Source organism: Psychrilyobacter piezotolerans (assembly GCF_003391055.1).
GTDB lineage: Bacteria > Fusobacteriota > Fusobacteriia > Fusobacteriales > Fusobacteriaceae > Psychrilyobacter > Psychrilyobacter piezotolerans.
In genome coordinates this window covers 241,125-262,776 of sequence record NZ_QUAJ01000001.1, presented here as the reverse complement: position 1 = coordinate 262,776, position 21,652 = coordinate 241,125, and the positions used below count along the sequence as shown (strand labels likewise).

Here is a 21,652-nt window from a genome sequence, read left to right as displayed (position 1 = left end):
AGATAAATATTATTGTATATATGATTTTAAGGGGGTAGAGGATGAAAAAACTTTTATTTGGTATGGCAGCATTGGTATTGGTAACCACAACCTATGCACAGGGACTGGAGATCAAAGGTGGATATGATGTATGGAGAAATATCTCCAAAGATTATATGGGGGACAGCGGCGGCTCCATAGATCAGGGATGGACCTTGGGAGCAGAGTATTTATGGGCCTATGGGGAGGATTACACCTATGGGGTGGGGACGGAATTCAGATCCAGGATAGAAGATGATAAGAATGAGTATAATAATTCTATGCCGTTTTATTTAGTTGGGAAATATGAGATGCTGGATGAGATGTTTTACCTGGTAGGAAGAGGCGGTTATAATGCATCCTCCAATGTGACTGGCGGGAACACCAGAGGGGGTCATTATGTAGGAGTTGGTGTAGGAAGGGACCTTGGATTTTTTAATCTGGAAGTTCTATATGAAAATATGGGTTATGAATTTAAAAAAGAGGATCAGAGCGGATATCATGATAGTGTAGGAATAAAATTTGGAATGAAGCTGGGAGAGTTTTATGACATGATGAGGCAGGAAGCTGCTCCTAGGAGGATTGTGGTTATCTCAGAAGAAGGTGATAACTCAGTAATCCCGGAAAATATATCTGTAGTTGAGGAAAGTGAAATAATTCCAGTAATCGTAGAAGAGGAACCATTAATAAAATATACCTTAGATCATTTTGAGTTTAATGATGGTGAATTAAGTGAAAAGGGAAGGGCTGATCTGGATAAGTTAAAACCCGAGGTAGGGGGAGCCAAAAAAATAACTGCAACAGGGCATACAGATACTCGGGGATCGGTTGAATATAACCAAAAATTATCAGAAGAGAGAGCTCAGGCGGTCGTGGATTATCTGGAAATCCCAGAAGAAGTAGAAGTAGAAGTAATTGGTAAGGGTGAATCAATGCCATTAGGAGAAGACCATAATACCAATAGAAGGGTGGAAATAGAAATAGAGAAATAATAGATTTGTATGGGGTAATATTTGTATAATTTTTCATCTTTCTCCTAAAAATATGTGATATAATTATATCGTATCACGTGTTAATATTATGTTTTGAACTGTATTAATGGATGGTAATCTTGACATAAGGGACTGATTTGATGTTGAAAAAAGAAATTAAAAAGATGGATATATTATCCTTGGCAATTGGGGCAATCATAGGAACCGGAGCATTTATACTCCCGGGAACTACGTTTTTGAAAGCAGGGATGATAAACTCTGTTATAGCTATCCTTATGGGCGGGCTTATAATGGTTGTAATAGAAAAAAATTACGGTTATTTACTCCATAAATTTCCAGTAGCAGGAGGAGAATACGCATTTACCTATGACGCATTTGGCTGGAAGCATGCATTGACATGCGGATGGTTTCTAACTTTGGCATATTCAAGTTTAGTACCCTTTAATGCTACAGGTCTGGCTTTTGTTGCAAAATTTATAATGCCGGGAGTATTAAAGGTTGGATACCTTTATACCATAGCGGGATCCAGTATATATCTGGGGGAGATAGGAATAGCAGTATTTGCCCTGTGTTTTTTCGCCTATCTAAATATTAAAGGGGTAAAATTAGCCTCGAATTTTCAAAATATAATGGTACTTTTATTGGTGGGGATAGTATTTTTATTTCTAAGCCTGGTCATAGCAAAAGCTGGTGTAGCTAACTCATACACGGCTACCTTCCTTACAGGCCAGAGGATCAGCCTGTCTAACATATCAAAGGTCCTGTCTATTGCCCCAATGTTGTTTGTTGGGTTTGACTGTATCCCACAGGTTGCAGAGGAACTGAATTTTGAGGCTGAAGAAGCTTCCAGATTGGCTGTATTTTCTATTTTAATAGGAGCTTTAATCTATTGTTCAATCTTATTTTTCACAAGTTTTGGGATAACCTTGGAGGAAGTCACAAGGGGTGATATAACATGGGCAACGGGACATACAGTTGAATATTATTTTGGTAAGACTGGATTGTGGTCCCTTGGAATAGCTCTTCTTTCGGCTATAGTAGCAGGGATAAATGGATTTTATATGGCTGCCAGCAGGTTGTTGTTTGCCATGTCCAGGGGAAAGATATTACCGGAATTCTTCGGGGTACTAGACCCTAAATATCATACTCCTAAAAATGCTATCCTGTTCATCCTGGGAATATCATTGATTGCACCATGGTTTGGAAGGAATGTATTGGGATGGATAGTCGGGACTTCAAGTGTAGGAGCTTCCATAGGATACCTGTATACCAGCCTTTCTTCTTATAAATTATATAAGGCAGAATATAATAAAATCTATCTGCCATCTATATTTGGTTCCATAGCCGGGGTAATATTTTTAATTTTATTATTGGTGCCGGGACTGAATAGTTCACTGTCCATGCCGTCGGCAACTATAGTAATAGTCTGGGGGCTCATAGGTTTATCATTCTATAAGTTTTATGACCTTAAGGTGGTGCATTATACTAAAGAAGAGTTGGATGAATTGATCCTGAACAGGGATTTAAAGGGGGATTAGATGATAGAAGAAGTGTTTAAAATGTCCACAGGGGATAAAACGGCAGTAGAAAAATTAATTTTAGAGGATGATTTAAACTATATTCATATGGTATTTGAAAAGGGAAAGGGGCTGCCTTTACATTATTCAAATGCAGTTGTACATATGACGGTTATCAGGGGTAAATTATCTATAACTTTGGGAGATGAAAAAACTAAAGTATATGAAAAAGGAACTCTTTTGAAAATTCCATATGATATAAAGATGAATGTTAGAAATGAAGATGAGGAGGTCTTAGAGCTTATAGTAATAAAAGCTCCGGGAGCAAAACATCCGGTAAAATATGTAAGGTAATTCTGAGGGACTTAGGTCCTTCTTTTTTTTCCAAATTTTAAATTTAGAACTGAACTTACCCAAAGATTGAAAAAGTTTAGATTTTTTGATATAATAGGCTTTAATGGATATTTAAATTAGAATTTTTGAAGAGTGGAGAGAGCGATGTACGATAAATTTATTAGTAAAAGTGAAGAACGGGTAGAAGTTTATTTTAAATTGAGATTTTATGAAAAAAAATCTTATATCGAGGTAGTAGATAAAAAAGGGAATGAAATAAGTCTTCCAATAACTCCTATCCAAACAGATAAAAATACTTTAGAAATAATTTCTAATTTGAACCTTATAAGTGAGCATAATTTTTTTAATATATCGTGGGAAAATGAATCTAATCTAATTTATTTAGAAGAAAACCCACATCTATTTGAACTGCTGAGGAAGAGTAAATACTTTGTCACAGAGGATTTTAAACAAATCAGTATTAGGGAGAATAAAAGAAAAATAACTCTAAAACTGGAAAAATCCAAGGAAAAAATAGAGGTTAAATTAATATTGGATGCTAAGTATGAAATTTTTGAATTTTTGACTGAAAACTATGTGATAAGAAAAAACAAGATCTATCATATTGATGACATAGGAGAGAATTACCTAAGTGCACTGGAACTGAATACACAGATAGATCCAAAAGAGATGGAAAGATTTTTGACTATAACCAACTCTTATTTTGATAATTTAAGTTTGGAATATGAGGATTACAGGATAGAAAAATTAAATAAGAGGTCATTTGTACCGCAGATTATAATAGAAAAAATTTCTAAAGACAGAAGTTTGTATCTTAAATTTGGTTTTGAAATATCTACCATGACCTATAATATGCTGAAACAAGATGACATTAAAACGGTGGTATTATTAAATTCATTGGAAAAAATAATATCAATTTGTGATATAGATATATCTACCATGTCTGAAAGTATGGAAGACGTGATAAAGATATTGGTGAAATACCAAAGAAAGTTAAAGTTAAAGGAAAGTTACTATGTGGAGGAGAATCTGATCATTCTCCATGAAAAATTAGCCAAAGAATTTATAAGTAAGGAACTGCTTAATTTAGTTTCTAAATATAAATTTATAGGGACAGAAAAATTAAAAACGTATAAAATAAAAACTGTGCAGCCAAAGCTGATAGCTAAACTATCTCATTCAATTGATTTTTTAGAGGGAGATGCACACCTGGAGATAGAAGGGGAAAAATTTTCTATCCTGGATATAATTTCAAAATATAAAAAAGATTCATATGTGGTTCTAAGTGATGGGACTAATGCACTGATCAATAAAAAATATATAGAAAAATTGGAAAGGTTATTTAAAAATACTAAATCATCTAAAGACGTTAAGGTATCTTTCTTTGATCTGCCAATAATAGAGGAACTTATCGGAGAAAAAATATCCGGAGATGGGGTGGCCTATGGCAGAGAGATATTCCAAGGTTTAAATGAGATAGAAACTCTAGACATACCAAATGCCATGGTAGATGCAACCTTGCGAAGTTATCAGGAATATGGATATAAATGGTTATATTATATAACTGAAAATAAATTAGGCGGCTGTCTGGCTGATGACATGGGTCTGGGAAAAACTATCCAAACCATAAGTATCTTAGCCTATACATACCTGCATAAAAACCTGACGAAGCCGTCTCTCATCATCATGCCTAAAAGTTTGGTTTTTAACTGGGAGAGTGAAATAAAAAAATTCTGTAAAGACCTGACCGTAGGAATATATTATGGAAATAATAGAGATTTTAATGAGGTAAAAGACTGTAACATTATTCTGACTACCTATGGAACGGTAAGAAATGATGTTAAATTACTGACTAAAGAAAAATTTGAGATGGTAATTTTAGATGAATCCCAGAATATAAAAAATATTACATCTCAGATAACGAAAGCAGTGATGTTATTAAATTCCGAAAAAAGACTGGCTCTCAGTGGAACACCGGTGGAAAACAATTTGGGGGAACTTTATTCATTGTTTAGATTTTTAAATCCGCAGATGTTTGGCGGGATTGAAGATTTTAATAATTATTATGCTAACCCGATTCAAAAAGACAACGATTTAGAGATAATAGAGGAATTAAAGAAGAAAATATACCCATTTATTTTGAGAAGGATAAAAAAGCAGGTATTAAAAGATCTGCCGGATAAGATAGAAAAAACTCTCTATGTAGAGATGAATGAACCGCAAAGAAAATTATATGAAGAGAGAAGAAATTTCTACTATACCCTTATAAATCAAAAATTAACTGAACACGGGATAGGAAAGAGTCAGATATTTATCCTCCAGGCATTGAATGAATTGCGTCAAATAGCCAGCTGCCCGGAATCCAAAAGTGATGGTTTAGTAAGATCGGCAAAGTTGGAAATATTGGTAAACAACATTTTGGAAGCAGTAAAAAATGGACATAAGGTGCTGGTTTTTACAAATTATATCAATTCCATAGATAATATATGTGAGGAACTGGCAAGTCATGGAATAAATCATATATCTATGACTGGTGCTACCAAAAACAGACAGGAGTTAGTGGAAAAATTTCAGACGGCCAAGGAATGCAAGGTATTTATCATGACATTAAAAACAGGAGGAGTCGGGCTGAACCTGACTGCTGCTGATAAGATATTTATCTATGATCCGTGGTGGAACAAGACAGCAGAGGATCAGGCTGTAGATAGGAGTTACCGTATGGGACAGGACAGGACGGTATTTGCTTATAAACTTATTACAAAAGGAACTATAGAAGAAAAGATGCTTAGTTTACAGATGGAAAAAAATAAATTATTTAACAGCCTTATAACTACAGATACTGTTGCAGTTAAAAGTCTAAGTGAATCTGATATTGAATATATGTTAGGAGTGTAATTAAAATGGGGATAAGCAGAGATAAATTTAAAAGTTCGATTACAAATTTTTATACAAAAGATGGAATCTATAGTTTGTATAAAAAATATTTTATAGACTGGATAGCAGATGGACACATTGGTCTTCATTTGGATATATTTGAGGTTTCATTGTTATCGGAAACGTCGAATAAATCGGTATTTGTAGATCTATTGGAGGAAGCTTTCTATAAAAAAGAAACTTTTGTAGAGATATTTAACAGCCTGGAAGAGGATATTCAGGAGATCTTTAGAAGTATCTTGTGGAGCGGAAAATATATCTTGGAAGAGTCGCAGATAGAGGAGTTCTTTGAAAAAGAACACACCTATGAAACCAGTGAGAATTTAAAGGACAGATATAAATTTTTTCATTATAAAAAAAATAAAATAGCTAAAGAAGGGCCGGGGTATTTATATTTAGACAATGATATCATCAGGAAAATAAGACCCCATTGTCCAAATAAAGTGAGAGATTATTTTATCCACCCGATAGAAAATCCAATCTATACCTATAAACATAACTCTGAAGAGGAAATATGTAAAAAGTATAGTTTATACTATAATTTTTACAGCCAGGGAAATATAAAACTTTCTACCAGTTTAAAACTCCTCAAAGAGAGCAAAAGGGATATGCAGAAATACTGTGATATTTCAGAATTTTATAGTGAAAATAAAGATTTGGATTATTTAAAAACTGAAACTATGGGACTGTTATTCTATCTGATAAAAGATGAATACCTTGTCCCGGAAAACTTTAAGCTGGACAAATTTAAATATATTATAAACGAGTTCCTCAGCGGAAAACTTACAAAGAACGATGGGTATGAATATACAACTAAATACCTGAATTATTTAAAGGGTGTAAAAAATATAAAGAAAACAGAAAATCTGACCAGATCACTTCAGACTATAGTGAAATTAATCATGGAACTGCCGTCGGAAAAGACCATAAGTATTTCAAATATTATAAACTATCTGGTTTATAGAGATGAGTTTTTAGATATCATTGAGTTAAAAGATGTATATGATTATGTGTATATAAATGAATCAAACTATGGAAGGACCAGAATATCCCAGTATGATGAATATCATAGATATATCATTGAGCCCTTTGTAAAGTCGATATTCTTCCTTTTAGGAAGTTTGGGATTATTTACCCTTTATTATGACCTGCCCAGCGGCAACAATGGATTATATTTGAAGAATAATTATTTATCGAAATATGATGGGTTAAAATATATAGAGCTGACTAAATTAGGAGAATATGTCCTGGGGCGGGCAGATGAGTATGCTTTCGCAGAGGAAAATGAAGACGCAGAGATAGTATATGATGAAGATCTTCTTTTAATAACCATCATTGGGTCAGCTCCTATAATGTCTATGTTTTTAGAAAAAATATCTATCAAGATTGGTGAAAATAAATATAGGATGGATAAGGGAAGATTCTTAAAGGGAATTGCAACAATAAAGGAACTAGAGGAAAGGATAAAAGAATTTAAAAATAAATTTTATAAAGACCTCCCCCAAGTTTGGGAGACTTTCTTTGATGAGTTGAGATCTAAAGTAAACTGCCTGACTCATGAATCTGAGATAAAGGTATTTAAAGTTAAACAGGACAAAGAATTTTTTAAGATCCTGGCTACAGATAGTAAGTTAAAAGAATATATTTTAAAAGCAGAGGGTTTTTATATCCTTATAAAGGAAGAAAATGTACCTAAGGTTAAAGCTATCCTGTCGAAATATGGTTATTTTAATGAAATAGAATAAGATAAAAAAAGCAAAGACCTGGAGATATAAATTCTCCAGGTCTTTGCTTTTTATTAGCAATTTAAACTTAAAAATTAAAAATCCAAAGAAAAAGGATTTTCAGTGATCTTTTTGGTTATTTCTTAGTGATCTTGGTGGCAAGACACTTAAAAAATCTTTAGATTGACAAAATAGATCTCATTGTTTACAATGTGGGTCGACAATGTAAAAGTGACTAAATTAGTAAAAAATGTTTTTAAAAAATGGGGAGGGGAAAAATGGCGGGAATTATTAGTGATCTATTTGGCTGGGATAAACACCTGGAAGTAGATAAAGATGGAGCATTAGATCTTATAGGGGATGATGCAATTGTAATCGACGTAAGGAATGAAAGTAAAAGAAAGAAGGTTGAACCTATCTTTGATGAAACTATCAACGTTGAATTTAAGGAGTTTGAAACAAAGATCAAAGACCTTTTGGAAAAAAAAGAGATAACTAAAGACGATTCATATGTAGTGTTCTGCACGACAGGAGCCAAGGGACTAAAGGCTGTAAAGATTCTCAGGAAATATGGTTTTGAAAAATCATTTAATATGAAATACGGTACCAATGCCTGGCATGCAAATGATGACGGATGCGGGACATGATAAAAACAAAAAGTCTAGGTTAGACTTAAAATAAAAAAAGGTTTTAAATTTGGTAGAAAATTTTAGGGAGGGTTATATATGCAAATTTTAAATATACTTATTATGGCAATATTGGTATATGTGCTGGCTTGGATGCAGAAATCATATAAGTCATTTACAAACAGGGTATTTACTGGATTGGGACTAGGAGTAGTATTTGGTGTGTCTATGCAGGTTTTTTATGGACAGGGATCGGATATAATTGCAAGTACATTACAATGGACCAATATAATTGGCAGCGGGTATGTATCGTTATTAAAGATGATAGTTATTCCTCTAATAATGGTATCGATAGCTTCATCTGTTATCAATGCAGAGGAATCTGAAAATAGTTCTATAGCGAAGATGAGTACAACTATAATTGGGATATTATTGGTAACTTGTGGTATAGCTGCTCTTATATCCGTATTTACATCTTTAGCATTTAATTTAAGTGCAGAAGGATTAATATCAGGAGCAAAAGAAGCTGCCAGAATGAGTTACTTAGAGGGGAAAGCTGGAGCAGTCAGCAATACTTCTTCATTGATTGAACAAATAGTTGGAATTATTCCAAACAATCCTTTTAAAGCTATGACTGGTGCAGGAAACAACTCAACAATTGGTGTTGTTATCTTCTCAGCCTTAGTGGGGGTAGCTACAAGAAAGATCAAAAAGAAAGATAAGAAGACTTTTGAATTAATTCAAAATGCTACAAATGCAGCTCAGGCAGTTGTATTAAAATTAGTACAGATGGTATTGGGACTTACTCCATACGGTGTATTAGCCTTAATGACCAAGGTATGTGCTAGTTCTAACTTTGTGGAAATTTCAAGACTGGGTAACTTTGTTGTAGCTACCTATGTTGCATTAGCACTTATGTTTGGAGTACACTTAGTGATGATCATGTTATGCGGTGTATCACCGGTAATATTTTTAAAGAAAGGATGGACGGTACTGACATTTGCATTTACATCTAGAACATCTGCAGGAACTATTCCAATGAATATTGATTGTCAGACAAAAAAATTAGGAGTACCTAACTCTATTGCAAGTATGTCAGCTGGAATCGGGGCTACCGTTGGACAAAACGGTTGTGGAGGAGTATATCCTGCCATGTTAGCTGTAATGATTGCCACTGCTACCGGTATAAACGTATTGGAACCTGCATTTTTTGTGAAATTGGTAATAGTTGTAATGATAGCTTCACTTGGAGGAGCTGGAATTGGAGGAGGAGCTACAATAGCAGCCCTAATCGTACTTCCTATAATGGGATTACCGATTGAATTGGTTGGATTATTGATCGCTATTGAGCCTATCTTAGATCAAGGTAGAACTGCTTTAAATGTATCGGGAGCTATGGCTACCGGTGTTGTAACAGCAAAATTATTGGGATCTTTAGATAAAGAGGTATATAATGACGGTGAAGGTAAGGCCGTGCTGAATAGAGGATAAACTAAAAAATGGAAGCAGAAATTCTGCTTCCATTTTTTATTATTTAGATTTAACATCACGTTGCTATATATCACTTAAAACTTTTACTACCTTTCCTACAACTTTGAGATCTTCTCCAGGGCCTATAAAAATAGGGGGATAGTTGGGATTGTCACTGATAAGAGCTACATATGAATCTGTAACTTTCAGCCTTTTTACAAAGGCTTCATCGTTTATAAAAAAAGCTCCGATATCTCCATTTCTTACCTCAACTTCTTTTTTAGCAATAATTATAGAACCGTCTTTAATGGTGGGTTCCATAGAATCACCCCATACATTGACTGCGAAAATATTACCGTGATTTCTGATCCCAGGGAGGGTAATATACTCTGTAACTTCCTGGTCTCCTAAAACTCCAATGCCGGCACTGATCCTTTCAAAGACCGGGATCTGGTCGTCGATGGAGATGGAATTGTTTTCAGAAATAGAAGAATTTCCTCTGAGATAGCTGATCTCCTTATCTTTTCTGTCTAATTCATCCTTGATGAGCTGGGGAGTTCTTTCAAAAGCAGCTAAAAATTTTAGATAATCGATCTCCTCCTCATTTAACATGAGACCCATGGATATTTTTTCTAAAACTTCTTCACTGGGCGGGTTTTTTAACTCACCCCTCTCGATATTGTTAAAATAAGATTGAGTTATTCCAATGGATTTAGCAAATTTATTTTGACTTAGATTTAATTCTGTTCGTTTATTTTTAATAAATTTATTAAAAGTCATGATAGATATCAGCTCCCTATATATTGTTATAGTTAATTATAACCTCAATTTGGGAATATTACAAATGATGATTTGAACTATAGATTATTTTTTTGTACAGGGAATGTTTAAAATTAAAGGTATATTATGTTAAACTAAAAGGGAGTTGATGAGTTTGGAAATTTTATTTTGGCATGGTTACCTTTTACGTGGTAGCGGGAGTAATGTTTTTACATTGAATATAGTGGAAGAATTTTTAAAAGAAAATAACGTATATTTATTTTCCCAGGAAAGAAATTGGGGTGGAGTGGAAGATATTGGCTCCCATTGGGTTATGGATGCCGATCAAAATCTTTCTCTGGAGACGAATTTTAAAGATGATGGATTTATAGGAGTAACTCCGTATATTGGTGATCTGCTTCCTGTGTTTGTCTACGATGAATATGACGGGTTTAAAGTAAAAACATTTGATAACTTGACCGATGAAGAGTTAGAAAGGTATATAGATTTAAATGTAAAGGCAATGATTAGTTTTTTGAAAAAAAACAAGATAGATATAATCTACTGTAATCATTTTGCCATAGCTCCATATATAATGAAAAAAGTGCAGGAAAAGACCGGGGTGCCATATATAGTTATTGGTCATGGAAGTTCATTAAATTATATTATAAGCAGAGATAAAAGGTATATGAACCTCTCCTATGAAGGGTTTTTGGATTCCAAGAATGTGGTGGTCCAAAGTGAATATATAAGGGATAGATCTTGTGAGATCTATGAAAGAACAGAATTTTTTAGGGATACCAGGTTTAAAATCATTCCTTCAGGGGTTAATTTTGAGCAATTCAATAGGTTGTTAAAAGATAAAGAGGTTAAAAATATTATAGAAGAAAAAGTGAGTTATTCCAATGGGCCGATAAAAAAAATATATGATGAAAATTATGAGAAAGTGAAAAAATTAAAAGATATAGAGGAGATAAAAAAACTTTTAGATGAGGGAGAAAATGTTATAGAATATAGGGATATAGACAGAGATCTGATATCTAAATTATCTGAGAACCTAAGAGGAGAGGAGAAGATCCTGTATATAGGAAAACTAATAATTTCCAAAGGGGTGCATATTTTATTGATGAGTCTGCCTTATATTTTTCAAAATAATCCCACAACAAATATAACTATTGTGGGATATGGGAAATTTAGACCGGCTTTAGAAATCTTACTGAGGGGATTAATAGATGGTAATAAGGAGCTACTAGAAATTATTATAGAAAAAGGAAATTATTTAGAAGAAAAAAAACATGGGAAGTTGAAATATTTATCAAAATTTTGGAATTCATTAAAAGAATGCGATAAATTGGATAAATATTTAGAATTAGCTAAAAAAATAGATCTGGACAGGGTTGTGTTTTTGGGAAAATTAGATCACGATACCCTGCCCCATGTTATAAAAAAACATAGTGTAATTGTAGTTCCGTCTATTTTTCCAGAGTCTTTTGGGATGGTAAGTATAGAGGGAATGTCTCAGGGATTGGTTCCTGTAGTTTTCAATCATTCAGGATTAAAAGAAGTTATTCCTTTTAAGGATAGTTTAGTGAATTTAGATGGTGAAGTTGTAAACAATCTGGAGAAGGTAGTTAATTTAAATTTAGAAAAGTTAGGGAAAGTACCCAACCTGAACAAAAAATTTATAGCGGAAAGTAAAAAATATTCTTTTGAATCGGTGGCTAAAAGGTTACTTGATCTAAGATAAAAAAAGGAGGTGGGTTATTATGAATATACAAAAAAGTGTGATTAAAATTTCTGTGATCAGCTGCCTGATACCCATCTTTTTTTTAGGGATGTATAGTTTTTTTTTGACACAAAATGAAACTGAAAGAAGGGAGCAGGAAAAAATTGAATTTATCTTTGCTTCGGAAAAAAAACAATTAAAATTAATCAACGATAAGATGGAAGCCGTGTTAAACCTGTTGGAGTTTTTTGTGATCCACAGTGTGGAAGAAAGTTCCCACAAAGATAAATTTGAAGATCTGATAGAGGGTATGATGGATCATATAGTAACTGATAATAAAGAGGTTGAAAATATATTTTATGGGGATGAGTTTGGAAACTTCTCATTAAAGGGGTCAGGTTTTATACCTGAGGGGTATGACCCGAGGAGACGGCCGTGGTATACAGGAGCGGTAAAGGAAGACAGTGATTATCATACTACAGATATTTATAGATTTTCAAATGGAGAGAGTGGAATTACCATAGCTAAGGTTGTATATATTCAAGATAAAATATTAGGAGTAGTAGGAGTGGACCTGAATTTTTCGGATTATCAATTGAAAATGTCCCATCTGTCCATCGGAAAAACAGGAAAGATGTTTATCATGGATAAGAAGGGAATGCTTGTTGTAGATGCCGGGATACCAGGGGTAAATGATAAAAATATAATTTTAATAAAGGAATATATGGATTTGAAATTCAAGGGTGAAAAATCTTATTTAGATGAAATTTTAAGTCTTAAAAAACCTGTAATATTTGATTTGGATACACCTAATGGTGAAAAATATTTTAGGTTGGAACCTATTTTAGAATTAGGATTAATCATGGTAGGCGGAACCTATAAAAATGAGCTAAAAGAGCTCCCTTTAAATATAATAAAAGCTGGAATTATCATTAGTTTGATAGGGACGATAATCTCTCTATTGATAATAAATTCATTTTCTAAAAAGTTAAAGGTTCATTTGAAAAATTTAAGTATTTTAATAGAGGGAATTTCCAATGGAAACTATAGTAAAAATATAGAAGAAATATTGATGTATATATCCGATGATTCAGAATTGAATGTAATAACAAAAGAGGTAAAAAATATTCAAAAAAATGTCAAAAAGAGAGAGATTGAATTAAAGGAAATTGCCAGAATAGATTCCCTTACCGGGGTTTATAACAGGCAGAGTCTCACTACTTTTTTAGAGGATGAAATAATTAAAAAGAAGATGTTTCAGTCGACTTTTTCTATAATTATGATTGATTTAGATAATTTTAAAAATATAAATGATGTCTACGGCCATGTTTTTGGAGATTTTGTGTTAAAAGAAGTCTGTAAAATTTTTATGGAAGAAACCAGTAAGATGGATAAAGTGTGCAGGTATGGCGGGGAAGAATTTATAATTGTTTTACCTAATACTAACAGAATGGATGCTTTTAAAGTAGGAGAAAGGTTAAGGAAGGAAATAAAAAAGAGAGAATTTTTCAATAGCAGGGAAAAAATAAAGGTAACTATAAGCGGAGGAGTCATGGAATATGAAGAAGGACTCAGTGTTGAAGGGTTGATAGAGATAGTCGATAAGTCACTATATAAGGCTAAAAGATCGGGAAAAAATAAAATTTTATATTAAAAATTGTGATTTAGAGATATGGTAGCAGCATTGAAAATAAAGGAATTTCATGCTATAATTTTCTGAATAAAAATGTAATTTAAAGGGGAAATATAAGATTATTATGGTTGAATAAAATAGAGAGTATAGGTGGTAAATATGGATATTTTAGAGATAAGAAGGGAAATGACAGGAGTTAAAGAGAAATTAACTGGAATCAGGGGGCATCTTTGACTTAGAGAAAAAAAATGATGAGATAAAGGAACTGGAAGGTGAAACCCTGAAAGATGGATTTTGGAACGACAAGAAACAAAGTTCTAAGATAATTAAAAACTTAAATTCTTTAAAAGTGATTGTAGGAGAATACAATGATATATCTAATGGGATAGATGAACTGGATCTACTCATTGAATTTGTAGAAGCTGGTGAAGAAGAATTTGCAGAGGAACTCCAGACTAAATTTTCTAAACTCATAAAGGAGATAGAAGATTTTGATACCAGTCTGCTTTTAGATGGTGAATATGATGAAAACGGTGCTATCTTTACTATTCATGCAGGAGCAGGAGGAACAGAATCCTGTGACTGGGCAGAGATGCTCTATAGGATGTACAGCAGGTGGTTTAATTCTAAAGGGTATAAGGTGGAGGAACTTGATTATCAGGCAGGTGACCAGGTGGGAATAAAATCCATTACCCTTTTAGTAAGCGGCTCGAGAGCTTATGGATACTTAAAGGGTGAAAAAGGGGTTCATAGACTGGTGAGAATATCTCCCTTTGATGCTGCTAAAAAAAGACACACATCTTTTGCCTCTATAGATGTAACCCCGGAAATTGATGATACGATTAATATCGAGATTGTTCCAAGTGATCTAAAGGTGGATACATTTAGAGCAGGAGGAGCAGGAGGGCAGCATGTAAACACCACAGATTCAGCCGTAAGGATGACCCATCTTCCAACGGGAGTCATAGTAGGATGCCAGAGTGGTAGATCACAACTTCAAAATAGGGAAACAGCCCTAAAGATGTTAAAATCCAAGCTGTTAGAGATAGAGATGAAAAAAAGGGAAGATGAGCTGAAAAAACTCCATGGAGAACAGTCTGACAACAGCTGGGGAAACCAGATAAGATCCTATGTATTCCAGCCATATACCATGGTAAAGGATCATAGAACCAACACAGAAAGCGGGAATGTAAAGGCAGTTATGGATGGTGAGATAGATAACTTCATAACCGGATATCTCAGATGGATGAAAAAATAAATTTAGGAGGAATATAGATATGTGTAAAGAAATTAGAACGAGAATAGCACCTTCTCCAACAGGAGATCCCCATGTGGGAACAGCTTATATAGCTTTATTTAATTTAGCTATGGCTAAGAAAAACGGAGGATCATTTTTACTTAGAATAGAGGATACAGACCAGACTAGAACTACTGCTGATTCAGAAAAGCAAATATTTGATACTTTGAGATGGTTAGATCTAGGTTGGGATGAAGGTCCAGACGTAGGCGGGGATTTTGGTCCTTACAGACAGTCTGAAAGATTTGACTTATACGGGAAATATGCCAATGAATTGGTGGAAAAAGGAGAAGCTTACTACTGTTTCTGTACAAGAGACAGATTAGATAAATTAAGAGAGAGACAAAAAGCCATGAAAAAGGCTCCTGGATATGACGGGCATTGCAGATCATTATCTAAGGAAGAAATTGCAGCTAAATTAGAAGCTGGTGAGGAATATGTAATCAGACTTAAGATGCCATATGACGGTGAAACTGTGATAAAGGATGTTTTAAGAGGGGAAGTTAGATTTGAAAACAATAAGATAGATGATCAAATTTTATTAAAGGGAGACGGGTTCCCGACTTATCACTTAGCTAACGTAGTAGATGACCATTTAATGGGGATAACTCATGTTATAAGAGCAGAGGAATGGATTGCTTCTACCCCTAAACATATTCAAATGTATAAGGCTTTTGGATGGGATATGCCTGAATTTGTTCATATGCCATTACTTAGAAATGCAGACAGAACAAAGATCTCTAAGAGAAAAAATCCTGTATCATTAAATTACTATCTTGAAGAGGGTTATTTAAAAGAGGGAATGATAAACTTCCTGGGTCTTATGGGATACTCTGTAGGAGAAAATAAGGAGATCTTTACTCTGGATGAATTTATAGAAACTTTTGATATTACAAGAGTATCATTAGGAGGACCGATCTTTGATTTAGAAAAGTTAGGATGGGTAAATAACCAGCATATGAGAATGAAAGACCTGACAGAATTAACTGAAATGTCTAAGAGATTTTTCGTTGAAAGAGGATTTGTATCTGAAAATGCCGATGAAAAAGAGATGAAAACTTTAGAGAGAGTAATCGATATCTTGAGAGAACCTGCAACTACTATGAAGGGATTAGCAGCATTAGCTGACATCTACTATGTGGATGAATTCAAGCTGCCTGAAACAACTGAAGAGATGAGCAACAAGGAGAAAAAACCAATTCAAAGACTTCACAATGCTATAAAGGGTGAAGATGAGATAAAGGCTATAAAGTATTTCGTAGAGAAATTAGAAGGTGCAAATGAAGAGTTAACTGTAGAAGAAGTAAAAGCTATGTTAGTAGATACTTTAGAAGCTATGGGAACAGGACCTGGTAAAGTATATATGCCGCTTAGAGCAGTAATTACCGGTCAAGGAAAGGGTGCTGAATTATACAATGTTATCTCTATCATAGGGAAGACAAGAACTTTAGCCAGAATCCAAAATATGAACGAACAGTATAAGATATACTAGATATAAAAAAGGGATTAATCATGTGATTAGTTCCTTTTTTTTATTTTACTTCCTTTTGAAAATAATAGGGGATAAAAAAATAAGGTCAACCAAATGGTTAACCCTATTTTTTTATCTTATTTTACTAATTTTTTTAATTCCGCAGCTACAAATTCCACATGCGGCCCGACAATAATTTGAACAGATGTTTTTCCTGGTTTTAATACACCAGAAGTGATCTTCTTAATCTTAGCATCCTGAACTAATCCTTGATCTTTAACTTCCAATCTGAGTCTGGTAGCACAACTGTCTACTTCCATGAGATTCTCCGTTCCACCGACATATTCCAAGATTAACTTAGCTGTTGCAGTATGAGTTGTAGGAGCTTCGAATTCTTCAGTATCCCCTTCGATCTCTTCTCTCCCTGGAGTTTTTAAGTTCCATTTTGTGATAGCAAATGTAAATACAAGATAATAGATAGCCATAAATACCAGCCCTTGAACTATTAACATATACGGCTTATCAGCCAGGGGTAATCTTGAAGACAGGATAAAGTCAACTAACCCGGCTGAGAATCCAAATCCAGCGGTCCAGTGCATAGTAGCTGCAATGAATAAAGAAACACCGGTAAGAAGTGCATGTATTAAATATAATCCAGGAGCTAAGAACATGAATGCAAATTCCAATGGCTCTGTAACACCGGTAAAGAATGTTGCAAATCCGGCAGCAATCATGATAGAAGCAACTTTATTTTTATTTTCTGGTTTAGAAGTTTTAACAAAAGCAGCAGCGGCTCCAACTAATCCAAACATCATGATTGGGAAAAATCCGGCCATATACATACCTGTAATCCCCTTAGTTCCTGTTCCAGCCCAGAAGTTTCCAAGGTCATTGATCCCTGCTGCGCCAAACCAGAATACAGAGTTTAAAGCATGATGTAATCCAACAGGGATCAATAATCTATTGAAGAATCCATAGATCCCTGCCCCCAATGGTCCCAAATCAACAATAGAAGTACCGAATGTAACTAATCCATTATAGACTACCGGCCAAAGAAACATCAATATAAATGAAATGGGGATCATTGTAGCAGCAGTTATAATCGGAACTAATCTTTTACCTGAGAAGAAAGATAATGCTTTATGCAGTTCCACCTTACTAAATTTGTTATATAATGCAGATGAGATAACCCCCACTAAGATACCAATAAACTGGTTACCATTGTCGATCTTGCCAAAAGCAGCAGGAACATCGGCAACTTTTATGCCTTTTAATGCAGCTACAGCTCCGGGGCTGAGCAGGGTAGTTAAAACTAAAAACCCGACCAAACCAGTTAGTGCAGCAGAGCCATGCTGGTCCTTAGACATTCCAAAAGCGACACCTACAGCAAATAAAATTCCCATACTACCTATAAGAGATTTACCAGCTGTGATTAAAAGTGCTGCTACCTGACTGTTTGCTCCCCATCCGGTGGGATCGATCCAATATCCAATACCCATTAATATTGCTGCTGCTGGAAGTACAGCTACAGGAACCATCAATGCCTTACCAATCTTTTGTAAATACTTAAACATATTTTTCCTCCTTAAAATTAAGTAGTTATACAATTTTTATATGATTTAAAATTTATTCCTTAAATTAAGATACCTAACAGGGTCTAAATATCCTACTAAAGTTTTCTTAATTCATGTTTTTTTAAAAAAGTATAAAAATTGATTTAATATAATACAGTATATATTATTAAAAAACACTCTCTAAAAATATAATACAATATAAGTATATCAAAAATCAAGGATTTTGTAAAAAAAATTCATTTTTAAAATAAAGATTGTGTTTTTTATTCAAAAAGATTGACAATAGTCAAAAATGAAACTATAATTTTGATAAATAAAAAAATATAAATTGGAGGAAGGACTATGAGAGTTGTTATTACTGAAAAAAATATTGGTGACTGGGCAGCCTGTTATGTAGCAAACAAAATATTGGAGGCAAAACCTACTGCAAGAACCCCCTTTGTATTGGGATTACCCACAGGATCGACACCTTTAGGAATGTATAAAAGACTTATTCAGTTTAATAAGGATGGAATAATCAGCTTTGAGAATATAGTGACATTTAATATGGATGAATATGTAGGTTTAGACAGGGATAACCCGCAGAGTTATCATTACTTTATGTATGAGAATTTTTTTAATCATATAGATATAAAGGAAGAAAATATCAATATTTTAGACGGGATGGCTGCAGATTATAAAGCTGAGTGTGCAAGATTTGAAGAAAAGATGAAAACTGTAGGGGGAGTAGATCTATTTTTAGGGGGAATTGGTCCAGATGGTCATATTGCATTTAATGAACCGGGATCATCACTTACTTCCAGGACAAGAGATAAGGAATTAACTGCTGATACTATCATAGCTAACTCAAGATTCTTTGACGGCGATATAAATAAGGTTCCAAAGCTTTCGCTGACTGTAGGGGTAGGGACTATACTAGATGCTAAGGAAGTGTTGATCATGGTAAATGGACATAATAAGGCCAGAGCACTTCGTCAGGCTGTAGAAGAGGGAATCAATCATATGTGGACAATCTCAGCTCTTCAAATGCATAAAAAAGGCATCATAGTGTCGGATGAAGAGGCTACAGTAGAATTAAAAGTAGGAACTTATAGATATTTTAAAGATATAGAAAGTGCAAACTTAGATTCGGAAAAATTAATTGCAGATTTATACAATAGGGGAAGATAGGATTATATTTGACAGAGATCACTCCTTTTGTCCTGTTGGACATCTTCCTCGCTTCGAGGTGACGATTATTAGAAATAAAAATCATTTCTAAATGTCAAAAGGAAGAATTGAAAGACTTTAGTTTATGAAATCTGTGAGATCTGCGACAAAAAAGACCTAAGGATTCCACCCTTAACTGGGATACTTTAGATATCGCGATTATTTTATTTTCTCTAATAACATTAGAAAAAAATAAAAATGCGAGCAAGAAATAAGTATCCAAAAAGTGCCGGAAGTTTAGACTCCTCCTTTTTATGGAGATTTCATGAATATCAAAATTAATTCTAACTTTAGAATAAATTTTAAATATGAATCTAGTTTTAGAGAAACCAAAGCTAAAAGATCGAGCTATAGTTTTCTCTGATTTCACATTAAAGAAATTCTTTTTAACTATAAGAATTTTTTTATATTCGTGACCTCGCGAAAACGACAACAAGGAAAGAGTTAGGCGAGAGATGGTTTAGTGGGATACCTGATGGGCATAGTGAGATCTGTGTCAAAGTTTTAAAAGGAGATGAAATGTATGTACGCATTGATAAACGGCAGAATATTTACCGGTGAAAAAACCATCTTTAACAGAACCCTTGTCATAGATGGAAAAAAAATAAAAGAGATAGTAAAATCAGAGGATTTAGACACTTTATATCCCAATATAGAAAAAAAAGATATAGATGGTAATCTTATAGCACCGGCATTTATAGATTTACAGCTCAACGGCTGCGGAGGAGTCTTATTAAATGAGGATGTATCTGTAAATACTTTTAAAGTTATGAATGAAACTAATATAAGATATGGCTGTACTCTATATACTCCTACCCTTATTACCTGTGCAGACCATAAGATCGAGAGTGCTCTTCAGGTAATGGAAGAGATAGAGGATTTGGAAAGTTTAGGAGTTTTGGGACTTCATATAGAGGGGCCATATATATCTGTGGATAAAAAAGGAACTCATAGGGAGGATCTGATAAGGGTCTTATCGGATGAAATTATCGGGAAAATATCCAAGTCAAAAACAACTATCCTTACTCTGGCACCTGAAAATGCCAAACCTGAGCATATAAAAACCCTGAGAGAAGGGGGAGTAAATGTGGCCCTTGGACACACCAACGCTACCTATGAAGAGATAATGGAAAAGAAACCTTATGGGATAACATTGGCAACCCACCTATATAATGCTATGAGTCCGTTCACCCACAGAGAGCCTGGGGTTGTAGGAGCTGTATTCGACTCTAAAGATATAAAAGCAGGAATAATAGTAGATGGGTTCCATTGTCATTATGCCAGTGTGAGAATTGCCAAAGAATTGCTGGGAGAAAGATTATATCTTGTTACAGATGCAGCGTCCCCTGCAGGGACCGATATGCCTGAATTTATGTTTGAGGGTAAGAGGTGTTTTCATAAAGATGGTCAGCTCCGAAATGAAGAGGGAAATTTAGCCGGGTCGGTATTGACCATGGATCAGGGAGTCAGGAATTTAGTAGAACATGTAGGAGTATCTTTAGAAGAAGCTCTGAGGATGGCATCTTTATATCCGGCCAAAGCAGTGAATATAGACAACAGGTATGGAAGGATAGCTGCTGGATATACAGCAGACCTGGTTATCTTAGATGAAAAAATAGAATTAATAGATGTAATAGTAAGGGGTGTATCAAAATTTAGTGTAAATTAAACCTAAACCTGCCTAATAATTAGAGGAGAATTCTCTAATTATTAGGCAGGGTTTTTATTTTTTATATTCTTTCCTCAGCAGACTCATCAATATCTCATCGTGATATCTGCCCTGTCGGAAAAGTTCTTCCCTCAAAACCCCCTCTCTGGTAAAGTCGCATTTTTCATAACATTTGATGGCTCTTTCGTTGAAAGAATAGACACACAGTGCTATCTTGTTGATATTCATCTCTTCAAATATAAATTTAACCAGGGTATTTATGGCATCACTGCCGTATCCTTTACCCCAGTATTCCTTATCTCCTATAAATATTCCGATCACTGCCTTACTGTTTTTCCAATCGACACTATTTACCCCGCATCCCCCAATATATCTGCCCTCTAGAGTTTCCAAGGCAAAGGTATAGGTATCTTTTACAGCACTGATACCGCTGTACCACTTTTCCTCGTCTTCCAATGTATACGGGTAAGGTATTGCAGGCTGCAAATTTTTCCTTACCTCAAAATCATTTAAAAACTCCTTAGCTTTTTCTATATCTTCCTTTCGATACTCCCTCAGTCGTACCAGTTTACCTTCATACATCTTTTTTTCCTCCCCTGAAAATTAATTTTTAATAGGAGTATACTCTGCAAAGGGAAATAATCCAAAAATATTAAAAGACTTAGTCACGAATTACACT

16 protein-coding genes are annotated in these 21,652 nt (G+C 34.3%); 13 read left to right on the top strand and 3 right to left on the bottom strand.

Translation table 11 applies throughout. From position 1 onward, the window contains the following. Nucleotides 1–41: 41 nt before the first annotated feature. The 7 genes from DYH56_RS01195 to DYH56_RS01165 all read left to right on the top strand — a co-directional run bounded on the left by DYH56_RS01195 (nucleotide 42) and on the right by DYH56_RS01165 (nucleotide 9,656). Nucleotides 42–1,010: an OmpA family protein gene (locus DYH56_RS01195; protein ID WP_114641019.1), complete on the top strand. Its 969-nt coding sequence runs from the start codon at nucleotides 42–44 to the stop codon at nucleotides 1,008–1,010. Between the two features lie 140 nt (nucleotides 1,011–1,150). Beyond that, a complete protein-coding gene (locus tag DYH56_RS01190; protein ID WP_114641018.1) occupies nucleotides 1,151–2,548 on the top strand; it encodes an APC family permease in 1,398 nt (465 codons plus the stop codon). After that, nucleotides 2,549–2,881 carry a cupin domain-containing protein gene (locus tag DYH56_RS01185; RefSeq protein WP_114641017.1) on the top strand — a complete coding sequence of 111 codons (333 nt, stop codon included), beginning with the start codon at nucleotides 2,549–2,551 and terminating at the stop codon, nucleotides 2,879–2,881. Nucleotides 2,882–3,025: 144 nt separating this feature from the next. Next, nucleotides 3,026–5,776: a DEAD/DEAH box helicase gene (locus DYH56_RS01180; protein ID WP_114641016.1), complete on the top strand. Its 2,751-nt coding sequence runs from the start codon at nucleotides 3,026–3,028 to the stop codon at nucleotides 5,774–5,776. 5 nt (nucleotides 5,777–5,781) lie between these two features. Beyond that, on the top strand, nucleotides 5,782–7,560 hold the full coding sequence (locus DYH56_RS01175) for a hypothetical protein (protein ID WP_114641015.1): 1,779 nt from the start codon (nucleotides 5,782–5,784) through the stop codon (nucleotides 7,558–7,560). A 257-nt stretch (nucleotides 7,561–7,817) separates the two neighbouring features. After that, the gene (locus DYH56_RS01170; protein ID WP_158539004.1) at nucleotides 7,818–8,186 is read left to right on the top strand and encodes a rhodanese-like domain-containing protein; all 369 of its coding nucleotides are present in this window, start codon (nucleotides 7,818–7,820) and stop codon (nucleotides 8,184–8,186) included. A 78-nt stretch (nucleotides 8,187–8,264) separates the two neighbouring features. After that, nucleotides 8,265–9,656, top strand: coding sequence for a cation:dicarboxylate symporter family transporter (locus DYH56_RS01165; protein ID WP_114641013.1), 1,392 nt, complete (start codon nucleotides 8,265–8,267; stop codon nucleotides 9,654–9,656). Between the two features lie 63 nt (nucleotides 9,657–9,719). Here DYH56_RS01165 and DYH56_RS01160 read toward each other — a convergent pair whose 3' ends face one another. Continuing rightward, complete coding sequence (locus DYH56_RS01160; protein ID WP_114641012.1) at nucleotides 9,720–10,415, bottom strand: helix-turn-helix domain-containing protein; 696 nt, start codon at nucleotides 10,413–10,415, stop codon at nucleotides 9,720–9,722. A 154-nt stretch (nucleotides 10,416–10,569) separates the two neighbouring features. Here DYH56_RS01160 and DYH56_RS01155 point away from each other — a divergent pair, with 154 nt between their 5' ends. The 4 genes from DYH56_RS01155 to gltX all read left to right on the top strand — a co-directional run bounded on the left by DYH56_RS01155 (nucleotide 10,570) and on the right by gltX (nucleotide 16,542). After that, nucleotides 10,570–12,141, top strand: a complete 1,572-nt coding sequence (locus DYH56_RS01155; protein WP_158539003.1) for a glycosyltransferase — start codon at nucleotides 10,570–10,572, stop codon at nucleotides 12,139–12,141. A gap of 19 nt (nucleotides 12,142–12,160) precedes the next feature. After that, nucleotides 12,161–13,774, top strand: coding sequence for a diguanylate cyclase (locus tag DYH56_RS01150; protein WP_114641010.1), 1,614 nt, complete (start codon nucleotides 12,161–12,163; stop codon nucleotides 13,772–13,774). Nucleotides 13,775–13,912: 138 nt separating this feature from the next. After that, a protein-coding gene (gene prfB / locus DYH56_RS01145) for a peptide chain release factor 2 (protein ID WP_114641009.1) occupies nucleotides 13,913–15,011 on the top strand; the annotation gives its coding sequence in 2 pieces (ribosomal slippage) (nucleotides 13,913–13,984 and nucleotides 13,986–15,011; 1,098 coding nt in all). Between the two features lie 19 nt (nucleotides 15,012–15,030). Further along, the gene (gltX, locus tag DYH56_RS01140) at nucleotides 15,031–16,542 is read left to right on the top strand and encodes a glutamate--tRNA ligase (RefSeq protein ID WP_114641008.1); all 1,512 of its coding nucleotides are present in this window, start codon (nucleotides 15,031–15,033) and stop codon (nucleotides 16,540–16,542) included. Nucleotides 16,543–16,658: 116 nt separating this feature from the next. On the opposite strand, the gene nagE is transcribed toward gltX, so the two are convergent. After that, nucleotides 16,659–18,095: an N-acetylglucosamine-specific PTS transporter subunit IIBC gene (nagE, locus tag DYH56_RS01135; protein WP_114641007.1), complete on the bottom strand. Its 1,437-nt coding sequence runs from the start codon at nucleotides 18,093–18,095 to the stop codon at nucleotides 16,659–16,661. A gap of 342 nt (nucleotides 18,096–18,437) precedes the next feature. Between nagE and nagB the strand changes: the two genes are divergently transcribed. Further along, nucleotides 18,438–19,265: a glucosamine-6-phosphate deaminase gene (gene nagB / locus DYH56_RS01130; RefSeq protein WP_114641006.1), complete on the top strand. Its 828-nt coding sequence runs from the start codon at nucleotides 18,438–18,440 to the stop codon at nucleotides 19,263–19,265. Nucleotides 19,266–19,827: 562 nt separating this feature from the next. Beyond that, nucleotides 19,828–20,973: an N-acetylglucosamine-6-phosphate deacetylase gene (gene nagA, locus DYH56_RS01125; RefSeq protein WP_114641005.1), complete on the top strand. Its 1,146-nt coding sequence runs from the start codon at nucleotides 19,828–19,830 to the stop codon at nucleotides 20,971–20,973. Nucleotides 20,974–21,027: 54 nt separating this feature from the next. Here nagA and DYH56_RS01120 read toward each other — a convergent pair whose 3' ends face one another. Further along, nucleotides 21,028–21,555, bottom strand: coding sequence for a GNAT family N-acetyltransferase (locus DYH56_RS01120; RefSeq protein WP_114641004.1), 528 nt, complete (start codon nucleotides 21,553–21,555; stop codon nucleotides 21,028–21,030). Nucleotides 21,556–21,652: the final 97 nt, after the last annotated feature.